The sequence below is a fragment of the Paenibacillus sp. FSL R5-0928 genome (assembly GCF_037970385.1).
In the GTDB taxonomy this organism is placed as follows: Bacteria; Bacillota; Bacilli; order Paenibacillales; family Paenibacillaceae; genus Paenibacillus_AQ; species Paenibacillus_AQ odorifer.
The window spans coordinates 1,001,827-1,020,248 of record NZ_CP150225.1; the positions used below are offsets into that span (position 1 = coordinate 1,001,827).

13 protein-coding genes are annotated in these 18,422 nt (G+C 44.6%); 6 read left to right on the top strand and 7 right to left on the bottom strand.

The genetic code is table 11. The features are described 5' to 3' along the window. Positions 1–72: 72 nt before the first annotated feature. The 6 genes from MKZ16_RS04345 to MKZ16_RS04370 all read right to left on the bottom strand — a co-directional run bounded on the left by MKZ16_RS04345 (position 73) and on the right by MKZ16_RS04370 (position 7,392). Complete coding sequence (locus MKZ16_RS04345) at positions 73–852, bottom strand: fused MFS/spermidine synthase (RefSeq protein WP_081386788.1); 780 nt, start codon at positions 850–852, stop codon at positions 73–75. Next, positions 824–2,323 carry a response regulator gene (locus MKZ16_RS04350; RefSeq protein ID WP_076105425.1) on the bottom strand — a complete coding sequence of 500 codons (1,500 nt, stop codon included), beginning with the start codon at positions 2,321–2,323 and terminating at the stop codon, positions 824–826. The genes MKZ16_RS04345 and MKZ16_RS04350 overlap by 29 nt, the downstream gene beginning before the upstream one ends. Before the next feature lie 17 nt (positions 2,324–2,340). After that, positions 2,341–4,173 (bottom strand): sensor histidine kinase, encoded by a 1,833-nt coding sequence (locus MKZ16_RS04355; RefSeq protein WP_076105424.1) that lies wholly within the window; start codon positions 4,171–4,173, stop codon positions 2,341–2,343. A 35-nt stretch (positions 4,174–4,208) separates the two neighbouring features. Further along, positions 4,209–5,042, bottom strand: a complete 834-nt coding sequence (locus MKZ16_RS04360) for a carbohydrate ABC transporter permease (RefSeq protein ID WP_076105423.1) — start codon at positions 5,040–5,042, stop codon at positions 4,209–4,211. A 2-nt stretch (positions 5,043–5,044) separates the two neighbouring features. Continuing rightward, positions 5,045–5,938, bottom strand: a complete 894-nt coding sequence (locus MKZ16_RS04365) for a sugar ABC transporter permease (RefSeq protein WP_076105422.1) — start codon at positions 5,936–5,938, stop codon at positions 5,045–5,047. A gap of 107 nt (positions 5,939–6,045) precedes the next feature. Continuing rightward, positions 6,046–7,392: an extracellular solute-binding protein gene (locus MKZ16_RS04370; protein ID WP_076105421.1), complete on the bottom strand. Its 1,347-nt coding sequence runs from the start codon at positions 7,390–7,392 to the stop codon at positions 6,046–6,048. Positions 7,393–7,638: 246 nt separating this feature from the next. Between MKZ16_RS04370 and MKZ16_RS04375 the strand changes: the two genes are divergently transcribed. From MKZ16_RS04375 to thrC, 6 genes are all read left to right on the top strand, one after another. After that, positions 7,639–10,191 carry a glycoside hydrolase family 2 protein gene (locus tag MKZ16_RS04375; RefSeq protein WP_076105420.1) on the top strand — a complete coding sequence of 851 codons (2,553 nt, stop codon included), beginning with the start codon at positions 7,639–7,641 and terminating at the stop codon, positions 10,189–10,191. Positions 10,192–10,216: 25 nt separating this feature from the next. Next, positions 10,217–12,370, top strand: coding sequence for an alpha-galactosidase (locus MKZ16_RS04380; RefSeq protein WP_076105419.1), 2,154 nt, complete (start codon positions 10,217–10,219; stop codon positions 12,368–12,370). 143 nt (positions 12,371–12,513) lie between these two features. Next, on the top strand, positions 12,514–12,663 hold the full coding sequence (locus MKZ16_RS04385; protein WP_179089650.1) for a hypothetical protein: 150 nt from the start codon (positions 12,514–12,516) through the stop codon (positions 12,661–12,663). Positions 12,664–12,813: 150 nt separating this feature from the next. After that, the gene (locus tag MKZ16_RS04390) at positions 12,814–13,779 is read left to right on the top strand and encodes an alpha/beta hydrolase (RefSeq protein ID WP_076105437.1); all 966 of its coding nucleotides are present in this window, start codon (positions 12,814–12,816) and stop codon (positions 13,777–13,779) included. Between the two features lie 1,105 nt (positions 13,780–14,884). Then, positions 14,885–15,388 carry a CYTH domain-containing protein gene (locus MKZ16_RS04395; protein WP_076105418.1) on the top strand — a complete coding sequence of 168 codons (504 nt, stop codon included), beginning with the start codon at positions 14,885–14,887 and terminating at the stop codon, positions 15,386–15,388. Between the two features lie 248 nt (positions 15,389–15,636). Further along, complete coding sequence (gene thrC, locus MKZ16_RS04400; protein WP_076105417.1) at positions 15,637–17,028, top strand: threonine synthase; 1,392 nt, start codon at positions 15,637–15,639, stop codon at positions 17,026–17,028. A gap of 87 nt (positions 17,029–17,115) precedes the next feature. Here thrC and MKZ16_RS04405 read toward each other — a convergent pair whose 3' ends face one another. Continuing rightward, positions 17,116–18,390: a helix-turn-helix domain-containing protein gene (locus tag MKZ16_RS04405; protein ID WP_076105416.1), complete on the bottom strand. Its 1,275-nt coding sequence runs from the start codon at positions 18,388–18,390 to the stop codon at positions 17,116–17,118. Positions 18,391–18,422: the final 32 nt, after the last annotated feature.

The following is an 18,422-nucleotide window of genomic DNA, read 5'->3' on the forward strand; positions in this document are numbered from 1 at the left end:
AACAACCCAAAAATGACCTCGAAATCCACAGTGAAGTGGAGGATGAGGTCATTTTTTATAGTTAATCCTGAATTAATCCTGAATCAGATATCCTTGTCCCAGCTGTATTTCTTTGAAGCCAGCCAAATGGCGGGCTTGAAAGCGGATAGGGGTGCTGCCGCCAACCATAATGATATTTTGGATATCGGCGGCCCCTTCTGAAGGCAGGGAAAAGGCTTTGATATAGGCGTACTCTTCGGCAAGTGTCGTATAAATCGCGTTGATAAGCGGGTCGTTTTCACCTTTTCCCATTAGATTCATGAGAATATATCCGCTTGTGTTCAGCTTCGAACGGGTAATACTGAAAAATTCACGGGAGATCAAATGCCTTGGTGTACCAGCGGCAGTAAAGGCATCCAAAATGATGTAATCATATATCAGCGGGTCTTCGTCTTCAAGGATCTGACGTCCATCTCCGATCACTACGTTATCTTGACTGTATCCGAAGCAGCGGCGGCTTAATTCGACTACTTCGCTGTCTAGCTCGGCCACTTTAAATCTTTTCTCCGGAAAATGCCCGGCAATTGTTCCAATCCCATGCCCAATAAGAAAAACATCCTCAAAAGAGGGGAGGTTGAACTCCATGAAGTGAATGATGGCCCGCGGATATTCAAAGAGAATTCGTTGCGGGTCATTAAGATCCATCGCACCTTGAGTGGCATGATTCGAGAACTGCATAACGCGGAAGGAGCCTTTTTCACCATATAGTTCTGTTGTGTCGTAGACGGTTATTTCATGATTTTTGCTATTTCTTTGAAGCTCTGAATGCAAGTGATCAATCTCCTTATACAATACTAATTCGTTTATATTCATTGGGTGTAACCCCGACAACACGTTTAAAAAGCTTGTTGAAGTAGGCAGGATCGCCATATCCAACCTCTGCCCCAATCTCGTGAACCTTCAGGTCCGGAGCATTCTTGAGCAGATGTTTGGCTTTGCGCAGCCGAATTTCCGTGATATAGTCCGTTAGTGTAAGTCCAGTCTCTTGCTTGAACAGCTTGCTTAAATAGCTTGGGGTCAAAAAAACCATATTTGCCAAAGTGTTCAGATCCGCATGCTGATTATAGTTAGAGGATATCCAGCGTTTTATGGTTTCTATGGCTGTGCCGGACATCTCCAGACGATGGGTTCTGATTTCGTTCAGAATGCTTGTGAAGTGGGCGGTAAACATCTCCTCAATGTCGCAAAAGCTCATGCTGGACGCGATTCTGTCATCCAACCTGAGGTCGGGAGCACTTTTATTGCGGGCCTCGAATTCTTGCAGTTCCTTTTGTGCAGTTTCTTCAACCCATCGACAGATTCGGAGAATTTGGTCAGGAGCGGCTTGTTGTGCTTTCAGGACTGAGAATAGGTCATGAACCCATTCTAAGACGCCTGTCACATTCAGAATCTGCAGGTTATGGATCAGCGGTTCTCTAATTGTATTAAAGTGATCCAGGAGGTTTATCTCCGGCTGTTGAATATTCTGAATATTCGCGTAATGCACAGGCTCCGGATTATATATGCCCATGTTGCAGGCTTGTTTAGCATCTAGGTATGCCAGTCTAAGCTTGGATACCTCATTATAACAACCGCTGGTACCTACATGTAGGATCTTTCCGTGTGCAGATATCCGCATAATGTCACCGATATCTTTTAAATCGTTGTCTGACAGCGGCTCAGCAGAATATACAATCCAGACGTAGAGTCCTTTTTGAATCTCCAAGCTGTCGAAGCTCAACGCCTTCTCTTGCCGCAGACTGTCTGCGCAGGAGCAGACGGTTTCTCTGGCGCTCCCTTTGAGGACAAAGACCGAGAAATAAGGCTGGGGCAAGGTAAGGCTGGATAAAAGCAGAGGGGAAGAGGGCTCTTCGATATGCAAGAATGTCAATAAAAGCCCGGAACGGTGGCGTTCTTCCTTGTCGCGCGCGAGCTGCCGTTCTTTGTCTAGCCGATAAAGCAGCTCGAACAGCTGCTCTTTATTAATTGGTTTTAATAAATAGTCTACAGCTGAGCTGCGGATGGCTTCTCGGGCATAATTAAATTCAACAAATCCACTCATTAGAATAGAGTAGATCTGCGGGTGGGTCGCTTTTAACTGTTTAATCAGCTCCAAGCCATTGATTTGCGGCATACGAATATCTGTAATCACAACATCAAGTTGAAGTGTGCTTAACTTATCTAATAGATGTTTTCCGTCGGAGTAGGTGCCGATGACCAGAAATTCGGCGCTTTCTTTACTGATCATTCGGGCCAGTCCTTCGCGGATTAAGATCTCATCATCAACAATCGCAATACGCAGCAATCTGAGCAGCCCCTCTCCTAAATAAATTCATCTTCACTGTATTTAGCGTTAATATCCGCAATGCGCAGGGTAACACGAGTGCCGATTCCAAGCTCACTCTCAACAAGCAGACCAAACGAGCTACCGTAATGCAGGCGAATTCTTTCATTTACATTTCGTAGTCCAATCCCGAACCTTTCATTGTCCGTTCCAGTCTGCAGACTATTGTTTAAGGAACGAAGTGTGGCTTCATCCATACCGATCCCGTCATCTTCTACACAGAATACGGCATCTCCATGCTCGCTCCATGCGGTGATGCTCAAGGTGCCCAGTCCTACCTTTTGATCCAAACCGTGAAAGACAGCATTTTCTACGATCGGTTGAAAGACAAGCTTAATAACAGGAAGATGAAGGAATTCGTCCGGCACTTCGATGTTAAGTCTGAACTTGTCTGGGAATCGGATTTCCAGCAGCTGATAATAATTTCTCACATGATCCAGCTCTTGTCTAATTGTAACAGCCTCTTCGTTTCGGACAATGCTGTAACGCATTTGAAGCCCAAGTAAATAGGTTAGCTTCGCCACACGTGGATCATCATTGCTCTCTGCAAGCATGCGAATGGATTCCAGCGTATTATAAATAAAATGGGGATTGATCTGGTTCTGAAGCGCCCGCATATCAGCCTTTTGCTTCCGTTTCTCCGTGATAGACACTTCTTGTAACAGATCCTTGACCCTTATGATCATCCGATTAAAATGACTGCCCAGCATCCCAATCTCATCATTATATTTGGAATGCTGCCAGACATCCAGATTACCATGCTGCACCCGTTTCATTAAGCGGACCAAGGATTTAAGGGGTTTAGTAAGGGCATGAGAAATTATAGTCGCAACAAAAAGTGCAAAAGCAATAATAATCAGTGTGGTCAAGATAAGCGTATTCCGATTCTTTTGTACAGGGGACAGGATACGTGTTAAAGGTATCGTAACCATAGTGGTCCACCCGGTCTGTTTTGAGACGGTGTACACTACAAGATAAGACTGGCCATTCAAGTCTATTTGAAAATGATCCTGCTGCTGATTTACTTGCTGCAGCAACAGCTTTGTATTCAGAGTTTGTGTTTCGGCAGCCAGATTCGGAACCGCGGAATCTTCACTGGCATAGATCAGATCTCCATTGTTATCTACAATGAACGTGTTTCCTTGCGTAACTGCATTTACGGGATCGATAATGCCCTTAAACAGATTGATGTCTACATCGAAAACGAGAATTCCTATATTCTGCAAAGTGCTTACAGAGTTAATTGTACGCAGAACACTAAAGACCTCTTTATGGACATTCGAGTTGGTGCGGATCGTATGTCTGCCCTGAATGACAGGCGCTGCTCCGGCATCTTCACTCATGGTTCTCCATTTGGCTAATCGTTCCTCTGGATACAGTTCATTTATTCCAGCGTCTTTATCATAAAAGACAGAGCCGTACTGATCCACCAAATACACGGCAATGATCTCTTCCTTAGTATGATTCAAATAGCTAAGGAACATCGCCATGCCCGTATTTTTTTCCCAGTCGGTATTTTGCTGTGTCAGGTAGACTTGCACATCGGTGTTATACAGCGGCAGGGCCGTATACCTTTTGAGGTCGGCAATATATCGGTCAATGGTATCTGAAGCATTCGATGTCATTTGACCCGCACCGTCAGTCGCATTCACAAGAACCGAGTTGAACATGGAGCGGGACGATAGATAACTTACATAAGTGATCGGCATAGAGATCAGAAAGACAAAGATAACGATCAGCTTGCGCTCCATCGGTAGATTGGCAAGGAACAACCACATTTTGCGTAAAGTTAACCGGATGTATGATAGCATTTGCGTTGTTCCTTTCCTGTAATAAGCTACCTACCTTATTTGACCGCTCCACTGGTTACGCCTTCAAAGATGTAACGCTGCAGGAAGAAATATAGAATTACTGTTGGCAGCAGGATAAGCAGAATAGCCGCACAGATTAAATTCCATTCCCCCGAATTGACCCCTTGAAAACGCATTAGGATCGTCGTAACTACACCAAGGCTTTGTTTCGGCATGTAGAGATAAGGGATGTACATGTCATTGTAAATACTAATGGTTTTCAAAATAATCAAAGTAGCCGTAGCTGGTGTAAGTAAAGGGAAAATAATCGACCGATAGATTCTGAAAAGAGAGGCACCTTCTACCATCGCACTTTCATCGAGATCCACGGGAATATTACGGATAAATTGCAGATATAAAATAATTTGAATTACATCCGCTCCAATATAAAGCACGATCGGGGCGCCGAGTGTATTGTAAAGCCCCATACTTTTGATGATACCAAAAGTCGCCACTTGTGTCGTGATACTAGGAATAATGGTGGCTACTAGATATGCACCGAAGACAACGGGTTTCAATTTGAAAGAGAAGCGTCCCAATACAAATGCTACCATAGTGCCGAACAGAATGTTCAGAATTAAAGTAATAGCTATAATGATTAACACATTACCAAATCCGTTAAGTAGACCCCCACGCTGGAAGACGGCAGTGAAATTATCGAAATTCAAAAAGCTTTTTGGCAGTGCCATGGAGCTGCTGCTGTTAAATTCGTCAGTGGATTTAAAGGCATTGACGATGACCACATACGGAGGAAATAGTACAACAAATACGCCGATAAGCAGCGAGAAGTATTTAATAACATCTGTGAAGCGAAATTTGGTGTATGTCATATCTATTTGTCCCCTCCCCGGCTAAGAACTAGTTGCTGTACTAACAGTACGATGACGACAAAGAAGAGCAAGATAATACTCATGGCAGAAGCGAGGCCATAATTATTGTAAGCAAATGCTGTATCTACAACTTTTTGTACGTATGTTTCGCTGGCGCCTGCAGGGCCGCCCTTGGTCAACACGAAGGGGAGATCGAATACTTCCAGTGCCCCTGTGACGGTAAGAAATAAGTTAAGCTGGATGACTGGCTTCATATTCGGTAAAGTAATTCTCCAAAGTGTTTGAAAAGGTCCGGCACCATCGATCTTTGAGGCCTCATAAATATCGTTTGGAATGGCCTGCAAGGAGGCGATGTAGATTACCATGTTATAACCCATGAAACGCCAAAATCCTGTAGATGCCAGTGAATAGTTAACCAGTCCTTCTGTTCCAAGCCAACTGGTCTGTCCTAGTCCGGTAAGACCAATGCTATTCAGAAACATATTCAGAGAGCCGTTGGTGGTGTCAAAGACATAACCAAACATAAAGGCGACGGCGACACCGTTCATAATGTAAGGGAGGAAGAGTAAGATTCGAAATGCATTTTTTCCTTTCAGCTTACTATTGAGCACAATCGCAAAATAAATAGCGACGATATTCTGGAGAATTCCCATCGCGAAATAAGCAAAGTTATGGGTAAATACCTTGAAAATATCGGGGTTGGAGAAGACTTCGCGGTAATTATCGAGACCGACCCAAGGCTTCTCAGGGCTATAGCCATCCCAGTTCGTAAAGCTGTAATAAATCAGCTTGAGTGCCGGATAATACGTGAATGTTGCGAGCAGCAACAAAGGAATCGTGAGGAAGGATACAATGATAATCGTCTTCTGTTTGTTATAGGAAAGTGTTCCGAACATCGCTAGCCCTTCTTTCATAAAAACGTGGTATGGAAAGGCAAAATGGATTATCCGTAAAAGCAATAATCCATTTTGCTCCGTAGTGTACTTCGAATCAAAAGCTCAAATTAATAACCGAGGTCCTTCTTGGCTTTAGCCCAAGCTTTATTCCACTTGTCTAATACGGTTTGTGGATCTTTGGCAAGTACAAATTCCTGTACAACAGCAGGGAGATCCAGCTGTGCCTTGTTGCCGATCTCTGTAACCTTTGCATCGTCAACAGTTCCTTCTACCAGTTCTACTCCGGTAGCTTGGAATTCTTTCAGCTGAGTCAGATTGGATTCCTTGCCTTTTAATGGAGAGATAAAGCCGGCGAAATCCTCATAACCTGAATCCTCAATCATCCATTTTACGAAGGCTTTAGCTGCCTCTAAATTTTTGCTGTTTTTAGCAACGGCATAGAAGAAGTCAGGGCTAAGGGTAGCAGATGGTTTACCTGAATTGTCATAAGGGAATGGGAAGAAGCCAACATTGTCTGAAGAAGCGCCTGCTCCGATGACTTGGTTAATAACCCAGTTGCCAAGATAGTACATGGCGAATTTGCCGGAAGCGATGTCCTTTTTCGATTGCTCCCAGTTGGTGGAGTTGATGTCTTTTTCCAGATAGCCTTTTTCATTCAGTTCTCTAAGTAGGCTGAAGGCTTTGCCATAACCGTTGTCCATAGTGAACGGTGTTTCAGAGTTTAGCTTAGCATTTGGAAAATCAGGATTGCCTTCAATTAAGCGTGGTGTGTCATAAGCCCAAGTACCAAGTGGCCATTTGTCTTTGAAGTTAGAGGACATTGGAATAACACCTTTTGCTTTCAGCTTCTCGCAGGCAGCCAGGAATTCATCCCAAGTCTTAGGTGTTTCGGTGATGCCGGCATCGGTGAATGCTGTTTTGTTATAAACAATACCGGAAGTAGAGTTCCCTGTAGTAATTCCGTAAAGCTTACCATCAAAGGATTTGAAGTCTTTAAAGGTGATCTGATCGTTCAAGCCGAGATCATCCAGTGAAGCAAAATATTTCGGCAGGTCGGAGTTAGGGATGGAAGGAATAAACATAACGTCTGGAAGCTCGCCGCTGGCCATTCTGACTTTAGCCTGTTGGTTATAGTCGGTTTGGGAAGCTTCGAATTCGACTTTAATGTTCGGGTATTTTTCATTAAAGCGCTTTACATATTCGTCATATTCTTTGCCGATCATGTCTGTTCTGTTAGTTAGGAAGGTGATTTTGCCGCTGATATCAGCTCCTGCTGCAGGTTCGGCAGTTGCATTCGTGTCACCGCCGGTATTCTCTGCGTTAGTTGCTGCGGGCTTTTCAGTTGCGGCAGCGCCGTTATTCGTGTTGTTGTCATTATTAGAACCACAGCCAGCAAGCGTTGAAGATAAGACCATAATCATAACAAAGGATAACGAAAATAACTTATTTCTCATAGCTTAATCCCCTTTTCGTTTTTATTGTTAGCGTTTACATGAACATTATAGCTTTATCGAAGCCGTTAATAAATGTATTGTATTATTATTTATTGTCTTTATTTGTTTTGTTTCTGCGTTTATAATTAGCGTGTACCTAACAATCAGATAACAAAATACAAAGAATATCAAAAGGGTTCAATGAATTAATTGAAGTCTTATGCTATTTTTGAGAAGTCTATGCTTACAAAACTTTTAGGAGGTATTATGAAACATTTGCATATGAATCTTGCGAAGTGGGAATTTAGAGGCTGTGGTGATGAGGAGTGGCTTCCGGCGACTGTACCAGGTACAGTCCATACGGATTTACTAAAGAACGGAAAAATTTCAGACCCCTTTTATGGCACAAATGAACATGATCTACAGTGGATCGATAAGAAGGACTGGGAATATCAAACCTCGTTGCAGTTGGGGGAAGAGTGGCAGAAGTTTGCTTGCACGGAGCTAGTTTTTGAGGGACTGGATACTTATGCAGATGTGTACGTGAATAATGTACATGTGCTTGCTGCTGATAATATGTTTCTGGCATGGAAAGTGGATGTCAAAGATCAGTTGAAGACTGGAGAAAATAATATTCGGGTGAAGTTCCGCTCTGTGGTTAAGGAAGATTTACCGAAATTAGCGAGGCTGGGTTACGCGCTGCCTGCCTCAAATGATCAATCCGAGCTTGGGGGATTAGATGAACAACGAATTAGTATTTTTGCGCGCAAAGCACCTTATCATTACGGCTGGGATTGGGGCCCGCGTTTCTTGACCAGTGGAATATGGCGTGCGGCAGCTCTGGTGGGACGTGACACTGTTCAAATTACAGACCTCTATATCCGTCAAAATGTGATTGCTAAGGAAGAAGCTCGCCTGACCGCAATTGTAGAAGTGGATGCTCCTGCTGCTTGGCGGGGAATGCTGCGAATAAGTGCCGATGGTTTGGAGTGGATGCAAGCGGTTACTTTAGAAGAAGGCAAGCAGCAATTAGAGATGAATATGGTTATATCCGAGCCACAGCTCTGGTGGTGCAGAGGGCTGGGAGAGCCACATTTATATACATTCCAGGCAGAATTGGTACAAGGTGCGGAAGTAGAGGGTAGCAAAAGTGTGCGGACTGGGCTCCGCAGTATTGAATTGATTCGGGAGCGTGATGCCAAAGGAGCTTCGTTTTCTTTTGCGCTGAATGGAGTTTCCGTCTTCGCCAAAGGTGCCAATCATATTCCAAATGACAGCTTCACCACAGAAGTAACCGAGGAGCGGTATCGGCATGAAATTGCCACGGCAGTAGAATCGAATATGAATATGCTGCGCGTTTGGGGCGGCGGTATATATGAAGAAGATATTTTTTATCAGCTCTGTGATGAATACGGATTGCTGGTCTGGCAGGACTTTATGTTCGCTTGCAGTATGTATCCCGGGGACGAGGCGTTCCTAGAAAATGTGAAAAAAGAAGCTGAATATAACGTCAAAAGATTGCGCAATCATCCCTGCATCGCCTTATGGTGTGGCAACAACGAGATTGATTCGGCCTGGTCACAGTTCGAGGAAAATATGGGCTGGGGCTGGAAAGAAAAACTCGGCGCTGAGCAAAGAGCGACAATGTGGGCCGATTATATTAAAATCTTCCACCAAATTCTGCCGGAGGCTGTAGCCGCATTCCATCCGGGAGTGGACTACTGGCCGTCTTCACCGTTGCGGGAGCTGACTGGCGATATTAATCAGCATGCGACGCGAATTGTGGGCGAAGGGGATGTGCATTACTGGGGCGTCTGGCACGGAATCGAGCCTTTTGAGAACTATAATACAAAGGTTGGCCGCTTCATGAGTGAATATGGCTTCCAGTCGTTCCCGGAACTAAAAACGGTAATGAGCTATGCGGAAGAGCAGGATTTGGAGCTTACCTCAGAGGTGATGCTGGCGCATCAGAAGAATGGTCGCGGTAATCTGCTGATCAAAGAATATATGGATATGTATCTGCCGCAGCCAAAGGACTTCAAAGCCTTTTTATATATGAGTCAAATCCTGCAGGCCGAAGCGATCCGAATCGCGATTGAAAGCCACAGAAGAAATAAACCTTATTGTATGGGCACTTTATACTGGCAGATGAACGATTGCTGGCCGGTGGCTTCTTGGGCGGGCATGGATTATAACGGGCGCTGGAAAGCCCTGCAATATACCGTGCGTTCAAGCTTCCAAGATGTTCTGTTGTCTATCGACGGTACAGACCGTGAGAAGGTAGACATTCATGTCGTATCTGATTTAAGAACAGCAGTGAGCGCTGAGTTGGTGCTTACTTTGTATCAGTTTAACGGTTCGGTGCTGCGAGAGTGGGCACATCCCGTTGAGCTGGGAGCTGATTCTGCAGCTATCGTATTCTCGTCTCCTGTGGCAGACCTGCTAGAAGGTCAAGGGGTGGGTGATGTCTTGCTTGGAATTTGCTTGCAGGCGGATGGCCAGGTGATAGATCACAAGTTGCATTATTTTACTCCGGAAAAAGAAATTCCATTGCAGCGCTCAGTAATTACCGTGCTGGAAACTCCAGAGAGCGGTGGATTAAGCTTCACCGTGACCAGTGATGTATTGGCTAGAGGTGTATATCTGACTTCGGAAGATGAAGGAATATTCTCTGACAATTATTTTGACCTTCTCCCAGGTCAGACCAAGACGATAGAGTTCTCACAACGCGGGAACGATGGAAGAGACTGGATTCCTGCCGCACCTAAGGGGCTAAAGGTTCAATCGATGGTTGATTTTGTGAGCGAAGATTTGCTGTAAATCCTAAGGAGAGAAGGACTGGCACATGGGGATTTTAGTTCAGGAAGATAAGGGATTATTCCATTTACAGAGCGCAGGGATGAGTTATATTCTTCAGCTTGTTAATGATTATCCGGCACATGTGTATTGGGGCAAGAAGCTGCGGAGTGACAGCAATTTGGAAGGGTTGTTGAATCTGGGAGGAAATACGGGTCTCGACCGGCTCCCGCAGGAATATCCCCAATACGGCACAGGAGATTTCAGAACACCTGCTTATCAAGTTCGGCTCGAAGACGGCACTCGTATTACAGAGCTGAAATACAGCGGGTACCGGGTATTTGAGGGTAAACCCTCACTGCCGGGTCTGCCATCTGTATATGTTGAGTCTGCGCAAGAAGCACAGACGTTGGAGCTTACACTTAAGGATGATTACGCCAAGCTGAGTGTTATTTTGCGCTATACGGTTTTTGAACATACCAACGTAATCACCCGCTCTGTGGAGTTTACCAACGCAGGGGAAACGCAGCTGCAATTGCAGCGTGCACTGAGTGCTAGTGTCGATTTCCCGTCTGGCGATATGGATATGATCTATTTGGCAGGAGCTTGGTCAAGGGAAGGTAATCTGACCCGTAGACGTCTGGTGCAAGGTGGTACGACCATTGGGAGCCGCAGAGGGATGAGCAGCCACCAGTTAAATCCATTTGCTGCGCTGGTGAAACCTGAAACGGATGAAAATCATGGAGAGGCCTACGGCTTCAGTCTTGTATATAGTGGAGGCTTTGAAGCTGAGGCAGAGGTCGATTCCTTCGGGATGACCCGGTTTACGATGGGGCTGAATTCTTTTGATTTCTCCTGGCTGCTGGAGCCGGGTGAACAATTCCAGACCCCAGAGGTAGTGATGGTTTATTCCTCCGAGGGGATCGGAGAAATGTCGAGGACCTATCATCGCCTGTACCGGACCCGTTTATGCAGAGGGTTATATAGAGATAAGGAACGGCCCATTCTGGTCAACAATTGGGAAGCCACCTATTTCAACTTCGATGCGGATAAATTGGAGTCGATTGCAGCGGAAGGAGCGAAACTCGGGATAGAGCTATTCGTACTGGACGACGGCTGGTTTGGCAAAAGAGATGCAGATAACTCCTCTCTCGGAGACTGGGTAGAGGATCTGCGCAAGCTTCCAGGCGGATTATCTGATGTCGCACAGCGCGTGAATAATCTAGGCTTGCAGTTTGGCCTCTGGTTCGAGCCGGAGATGATCTCGCCAGACAGCGAGCTCTATCGTAAGCATCCCGACTGGTGTCTGCATGTGCCGGGACGCCGCCGCAGCGAAGCCCGCTGGCAATTGGTGCTGGACTATACACGGGAGGATGTTCGGCAGTACATTTATGAGTCACTGTCCCGGATTTTCTCGACCGTGCCCATTAGTTATGTGAAATGGGATATGAACCGCTGTTTAACGGAGATTGGCTCTGCAGAGTTACCTTCTGAACGCCAAGGGGAAACCGCACATCGTTATGTGCTTGGGCTGTATGAGCTATTGGAGCAAATAACTTCAGAGTTTCCGCATATCCTGTTCGAGAGCTGCTGTAGCGGTGGCGGCCGCTTCGACCCAGGCATGCTGCATTACATGCCGCAGACCTGGACCAGTGACGATACCGATGCTGTGGAACGACTGAAGATTCAGTATGGAACAAGTCTGGTGTATCCGGTTAGTTCGATAGGCGCGCATGTGTCTGCCGTGCCGAATCATCAGGTAGGACGGATCACTCCGCTGTCTTTTCGTGGAGATGTAGCTATGTCCGGTAATTTCGGTTATGAGCTGGATCTTACGAAGTTTACAGACGAAGAGAAGGAACTTGTGAAGGAACAGGTTGCGAACTATAAACAAATCCGCAGTCTTGTGCAGCAAGGGAATCTGTACCGGCTGCAAAGCCCGTTTGAGGGCAATGAGACAGCATGGATGTTCGTGTCCGATGATCAGCGAGAGGCATTAGTTTATTACTTCCGGGTAATGGCTGTGCCGCATCCGCCCCGCCGCAGCCTGAAGCTGAATGGTTTAAATCCGGAGCTGGATTACATTCTGGAGGCAAGTGGTGAGGTTTACGGTGGTGATCGGCTAATGCAAGCTGGACTGGCTCTGCCGGATATCCAGCAGGATTTTGTTAGCGGATGTTATAAATTGAAGGTGCAGGAATAGAGTTTATTGATAAACAGGAAGCAAACCACGGGCACGAGCAAGCTATGAGCAAGCCATGAGCAAGCTATGAGCAAGCCATGAGCAAGCAATGGGCAAGCCATGAGCAAACCATGAGCAAGCCATGAGCAAACCACGAGCATACTATGAGCCTAGCTCGTGGTTTGCTTTTTTTTGTTGGCAAAGATGAATTTGAATCAGTTGAAGCTGCGGTTGGCAAAGCAGCCTTGATCGTATCCACCTTCACACATATATTCCTCCTGTTATGGCATCCTGTGAAGCTACCTTTTGTATGATGCTATAGCTTTTTTGCATGTTCATATTCCGTTCATATTGAGGTCATAGGGAGTACATCTTCATTGGTTAATCTTAGCTTAGCAGTTAGTTATGGTAGTCCAATACACAGCTGATGACAGGAGAAGATACGAGTGGAAATAAAAGAAGTAATGAAAATGAAGGCGGGCACGAGAACAAGTAAAATACTAAACATACTACTTAAAGTAGTAGGAGCAATAATCATCGCCATCGTGCTTTTTCTCGCTATTGTCTATACAGTTAATTTGATCAGCAATAAATCGGAACAAGGTAAAATAGAACCCTATGGTCAGTTAGTACCCGTAGATGGGAAAAATATGAATGTTTATATTCAAGGAAAAGGTGAAGAAACAGTCGTGCTACTACCGGGTTATGGCACAGCAGCGCCAGCTCTTGATTTTAAAGCATTAATAGATGAACTGTCGCCGTTTTACAAAGTTGTCATGATTGAGCCTTTTGGGTATGGATTAAGTGATCTGACCAAAAAGGAGCGCAGCAAAGAGAATATTGTAAGTGAAATTCATGAAGCTTTACAGGCTCTTAATATTGACCGTTATATTCTAATGGGTCACTCTATTTCAGGTATATACGGATTAGATTATGTTAACAAGTATGAAAATGAAGTTAGTGCATTTGTTGGGCTTGATAGTAGTGTTCCATCGATAAGTGAGAGGAAGATCGAAGCTTCTGAATTAAGATCTATAAATCTGCTCAAAAAATCAGGTCTAATCAGATTGCAAATGAAACTTAGTGCTGACCCAATTGCGGAACTACCATTTGATGAAAAAACAAAAGAACAAATGAGATTGATCAATCGCAAAAATATATTTAATCCCACCCAATTAAATGAAGCTGGAATGATGTATTCTAATTTTAAATCAGCTGAAAGTTTAACATTTCCTAAAAATCTTCCTCTTATTTTCTTTATACAAGCGAATCAACCAGCAACGGATAGATGGATACCAGAGCATGAAAAGCAAATCAAGGACTCTGTGCATGGAAAAATTGTGAAGTTTGAAGAGGGACATTATTTATATCGCACTAAAGCAAAAGAAATCGTAGAAGACTTTCAGGCATTTATGAAAGAAATAAAATAAGTTTTGCTGTCGAGCCGACCGGATTTCAGGATTTCCTCTGATTTTCGTTCGGTTTTTTATTAGTCCGTAAGATATGGGGGAGTGCCACCAGTTAACGATGCTCCATCATTATGGTTTGATCTGGGATAAGAACGAGAAGGCGCCGATTACATTTGATGGAGAATTTCCTTGGCTGCTGCTAGATACCTAGGTACCCTGCTTCGGATCGGACTCAGGAGTCCTTATTTGCTAGAAAAGAGGTAATTGAGGCTACTTTCGGACCCCAGCGACGCTATTGGCTAATTATCGCGAGCGTATGGGGTGTTTTGGAGTAAATAGCTGCACCTGAGTCCGATAGCATCTCAAATGTGCGTTTTTATCGCGAATAGAGGCTATACGGTCCGTAAGTAAATAGGGAGTGGGGAAGTATGAGCAAGTATGAGGAAGTATGAGCAAGTATGAGGAGGCACCACCAGTTAACGATGCTCCATCATTATGGTTTGATCTGGGATAAGAACGAGAAGGCGCCGATTACATTTGATGGAGAATTTCCTTGGCTGCTGCTAGATACCTAGGTACCCTGCTTCCGATCGGACTCAGGAGTCCTTATTTGCTAAAAAAGAGGCTATTGAGTCTACTTTCGGACCCCAGCGACGCTATTGGCTAAATATCGCGATCGTATGGGGTGTTTTGGAGTAAATAGCTGCACCTGAGTCCGATAGCATCTCAAATATGTGCTTTTTTCGCAAATAGTGGCTATACGGTCCGTAGGTATATAGGTGAGTACGACCAGTATCGCGTGACCAACTAATCGAATGGGTGAGCACGACCAGTGGAGCGTGACCAACTATTCGAATGAGTGAGTACGACCAGTATCGCGTGACCAACTAATCAAATGGCGCTTCCCAATGATCGCCGGCTGACTAGCTAATTATCCGTAGTTTCCAGTAATCTATGGTGAGCCCCATCTTCCACAACCTCCATAAATCCCACAATAAGCGCCACGGTAGCCTTTTTAAGCTAGAGCATGTCCTATTTCCCTATAATCCACATTGACTTGGGTTTGTCACACCCCTATGATGATTATTAATATAAAAATATATGACACAAAGAGGAGCGAAACATCATGGCTTTGGAGATCGAACGCAAGTTTCTGCTGCCGGAATTTCCGGAGCAGCTGATTCAAAAGGGAGAATTGAAGATTGTTACCCGTCATAGTATCGATCAGACATATCTGGCGATAGATGGAGGGCAAGAGCTTCGTGTGCGTAAAATTACGGATCTGGACTCAGGTGAGGTAACCTACACGCATACGTTTAAGGATGGCAAAGGGATCAAACGCGAAGAGATCGAATATTTTATCTCAGAGGGTTTATATAATCAGATGATTGAAGCTGTAAATGCGGTAGCTTTGGTCAAAGAGCGAATTACAGCGGTGTGGAATGGCACAACGGTTGAGATCGACGTATATTCCCAGCTGAAATTGTCCGTATTGGAGGTTGAATTTGAATCTCTGGAGGAAGCGGAAAGCTTTAAAGAGCCGGAATGGTTCGGCAAGGATGTTAGTACAGAACGGCAATACAGCAACAAAACAGTCTGGAGAGAGCTGCAAAATAAGACAAAGAATTAACGGACTTTAGCGCGTAAACGTGGTAGTATATAGGGAAAACAAGCAGAAATAGCTTTATCATCCCTAACTAGCTTAAGGATAACGTTTAGGGTGAAACTTATAGTTAATTATAAGAACTTATAAGTGGTGCAACTATAATAGCCTTATATTTCTGCGAGAAACAGTTGTCTTCTATATAGAACGACAACGTTGTTTCTTCTTATCATATATTCTTGTCATATATTAACGAGGGGTTCAGGAGGATGAGCATGAAGTTTATAAGCACAAGAGGTAATGTGGAACCTAAAGGTTTTATTGATACGGTGTTGATGGGACTTGCGGACGACGGTGGGCTGATGGTTCCATCCGAGATTCCAGTGGTTTCAGCAGCAACGTTGGAAGAGTGGAGAAGTCTTAGCTATCAGGAGTTGTTCCTGAAGGTTGTTGCCTATTACACCAATGATGAGATTCCTTACGAGGATTTACAGGAAATGGTCAACACCAGTTATGCCAATTTCCGCACACCTGAAGTAACGCCTATACACCAAGTAAATGATTCTTTATATGTCCTTGAATTGTTCCATGGGCCTACTTTTGCTTTCAAGGATGTAGCGCTGCAGTTTATGGGTGAGCTGTATTCATATATTTCCAAAAAACAAAACAAAATCATCCACATTCTCGGTGCAACCTCTGGGGACACTGGAGCGGCGGCCATTCAAGGTGTACGCGGCAAAGAAGGCATCAAGATCTGTATTCTCCATCCACATGGCAGGGTAAGTAAAGTGCAGGAGCTGCAGATGACTACGGTGGACGACAGCAATGTCCTGAATTTGTCTGTTCATGGTAACTTTGATGATTGCCAGAAGGTGATTAAGGATCTGTTCGCAGATCTGGACTTTAAAGGTCGGTATCATCTGCGTGCAATCAATTCCATTAACTTTGTGCGGATTCTGGCGCAGACTGTTTATTATTTCTATGCATTCCTGCATGTCGATGGCAGCAACGAGAAGAAGATTAATATCAGCGTGCCTTCCGGCAACTTCGGTAATATTTTCTCGGGCTATTTGGCTAAGCAAATGGGACTTCCTATTAACAAGCTAATCATTGCTACAAATGAAAATAATATTTTGGAGCGTTTTGTGAATACTGGCGAATACAAACCAGGTAATTTCACAAGCACTTACAGCCCTTCGATGGATATCCAAGTGGCCAGTAATTTCGAACGGTATCTGTATTATCTGGTAGGCGAGGATTCTGAGAAGTTATCCGCGTATATGTCCAAGCTGCAAACCGAAGGCAAGATTACGGTTGAAGGCGAGGCGCTTCAGCAGGTGCAGAAGGATTTTGCAGCGCTGGGTGTGAAGAATGATCAATGCTTGAATACGATCGCTAAGTATCAAAAAGAATACGGCTACCTGCTTGATCCGCATACAGCATGTGGAATCGCGGCTTACGAAGCGTTTAATGGCCCGGATGAGATTGGCATTACCTTTGCGACTGCACATCCAGCTAAGTTCGATGAGGCAATTACTTTGATCGATATTAAGCAGGAATTCCCGGCACAGATTAAAGCATTGTTCGAGATGCCACAACATCAAACCGTAGTGGATCATGACAAGGATGAAATCGTACGTCAGCTGCAAGCTTTTTACGGATTGTAATATCATATACAGTTCTACTTCACAGCACAGCCCCCGTTCTTGGGATAAGAACGGGGGCTGTTTGTGCGTTTATAGTAGCTTCTAACATTAACGTTGCGGCGTACGGGTCTGCTCCCTAGCTTTTTCACAAAAAGCAGCGACCTTGTAAGAGACATAGTACGCCAACATTTTTTCAGAACCGGTAAAGTCGGTGTCCAGCAGTCTGCTAATAAGATCGAGCTTATATCTGAGTGTATTCCGGTGAATGTACAGCTCGTCTGAGGTAATCTGCATGTTCCGGTTATTTTTGAGATAAACGTAAAAAGTATGATACAGATTGGACTGGTGCACAGTATCGTATTCTTGAAGCTTGAGCAGCTCTGGATGGTAGTAGTTATTATCCTCGTTAAACACAACATCAGCAGAGAGCATCTCATAGAGCTGGATATCTGAATAGTAAGTCAGCTGCTGCTGCGGGCTGAGAATGGAACCGATCCGAATAGCGTTTCGGGAGTGAAGATAGTGTCTCCTACATTGCATAAGATTAGTGAACATATTGCTGATGCCAAGCGAGATGCCGGTTTGGGCTAGAAATTCCTGCAGCTGCTTATTTACAAGCTCTTTGGAGAGATTTCCATCATGGATCATTACAATCTGCCCGTCATAATAAGTGGAGGGACTGCCCGGAAAAAGCTGTTGCAAACGTTCTCTTAAATAATCATCATAACGGCCTGAACCCTCATACCAGGTAAGATCGAACAGCAGCACAAGCAGCTGATTCCCGAACTTTAGTCCTGCACTCCGCATTCTATCTTGAATAATCCGGTTGTCCTGAAGCTGTTCCTCTAGCAGAGCGCAGATAAAATCTTCAACTTTTATATTTTTGGCGTTGCGATAGTAGCTGTTTTTGCCCATCTCTTCGGCAAGTATGGTAGCGGTGATGGACAGCAGCTCGTTATCTCTGGCGCGAAAAGGATTTTTGCATCCAAGAAGCAATACATTGCCGATTTGTTTGCCGGCTACTTTTATTTTGGAGATCAGTTTGGAGTTTGACGTTTCCTCGCAGGTTACCTCATAAGATTCATCGCTTTGTTTCCCACGCTGGACACTGTTCATTTTGCTCACGGCCGCAATGAAGTCGTAAGAGCAATAACCTTTGCGGATATTATCACTCCATATGTAATCGTCGATATCGGAAAGGTCAGAGTGAGCTACAATTTTGAAGCTGCAATCAAATACAATGACGGGATTCTGCAGTAGCTCGGCAGCTGTCTGTACGATAGCTGAAAGGCCTGCACCTGAAATGTATGCAGTAAACAAAGATGCGGTATAATGCTCCATTTCGATTTTACCTGATACTTGCTCATTTAAGGAAACATCCATTCATATCGCCCCCTGTTTCAATAATAGTGCAA

What these genes read in the sequence shown, in the direction of transcription:
- MKZ16_RS04405 (WP_076105416.1), bottom strand. Translation starts at nt 18,390, where the DNA reads ATGGATGTTTCCTTAAATGAGCAAGTATCAGGTAAAATCGAAATGGAG.
- MKZ16_RS04365 (WP_076105422.1), bottom strand. Translation starts at nt 5,938, where the DNA reads ATGTTCGGAACACTTTCCTATAACAAACAGAAGACGATTATCATTGTA.
- MKZ16_RS04360 (WP_076105423.1), bottom strand. Translation starts at nt 5,042, where the DNA reads ATGACATACACCAAATTTCGCTTCACAGATGTTATTAAATACTTCTCG.
- MKZ16_RS04395 (WP_076105418.1), top strand. Translation starts at nt 14,885, where the DNA reads ATGGCTTTGGAGATCGAACGCAAGTTTCTGCTGCCGGAATTTCCGGAG.
- MKZ16_RS04345 (WP_081386788.1), bottom strand. Translation starts at nt 852, where the DNA reads ATGAATATAAACGAATTAGTATTGTATAAGGAGATTGATCACTTGCAT.
- thrC (WP_076105417.1), top strand. Translation starts at nt 15,637, where the DNA reads ATGAAGTTTATAAGCACAAGAGGTAATGTGGAACCTAAAGGTTTTATT.
- MKZ16_RS04375 (WP_076105420.1), top strand. Translation starts at nt 7,639, where the DNA reads ATGAAACATTTGCATATGAATCTTGCGAAGTGGGAATTTAGAGGCTGT.
- MKZ16_RS04355 (WP_076105424.1), bottom strand. Translation starts at nt 4,173, where the DNA reads ATGCTATCATACATCCGGTTAACTTTACGCAAAATGTGGTTGTTCCTT.
- MKZ16_RS04390 (WP_076105437.1), top strand. Translation starts at nt 12,814, where the DNA reads ATGAAAATGAAGGCGGGCACGAGAACAAGTAAAATACTAAACATACTA.
- MKZ16_RS04370 (WP_076105421.1), bottom strand. Translation starts at nt 7,392, where the DNA reads ATGAGAAATAAGTTATTTTCGTTATCCTTTGTTATGATTATGGTCTTA.
- MKZ16_RS04385 (WP_179089650.1), top strand. Translation starts at nt 12,514, where the DNA reads ATGAGCCTAGCTCGTGGTTTGCTTTTTTTTGTTGGCAAAGATGAATTT.
- MKZ16_RS04380 (WP_076105419.1), top strand. Translation starts at nt 10,217, where the DNA reads ATGGGGATTTTAGTTCAGGAAGATAAGGGATTATTCCATTTACAGAGC.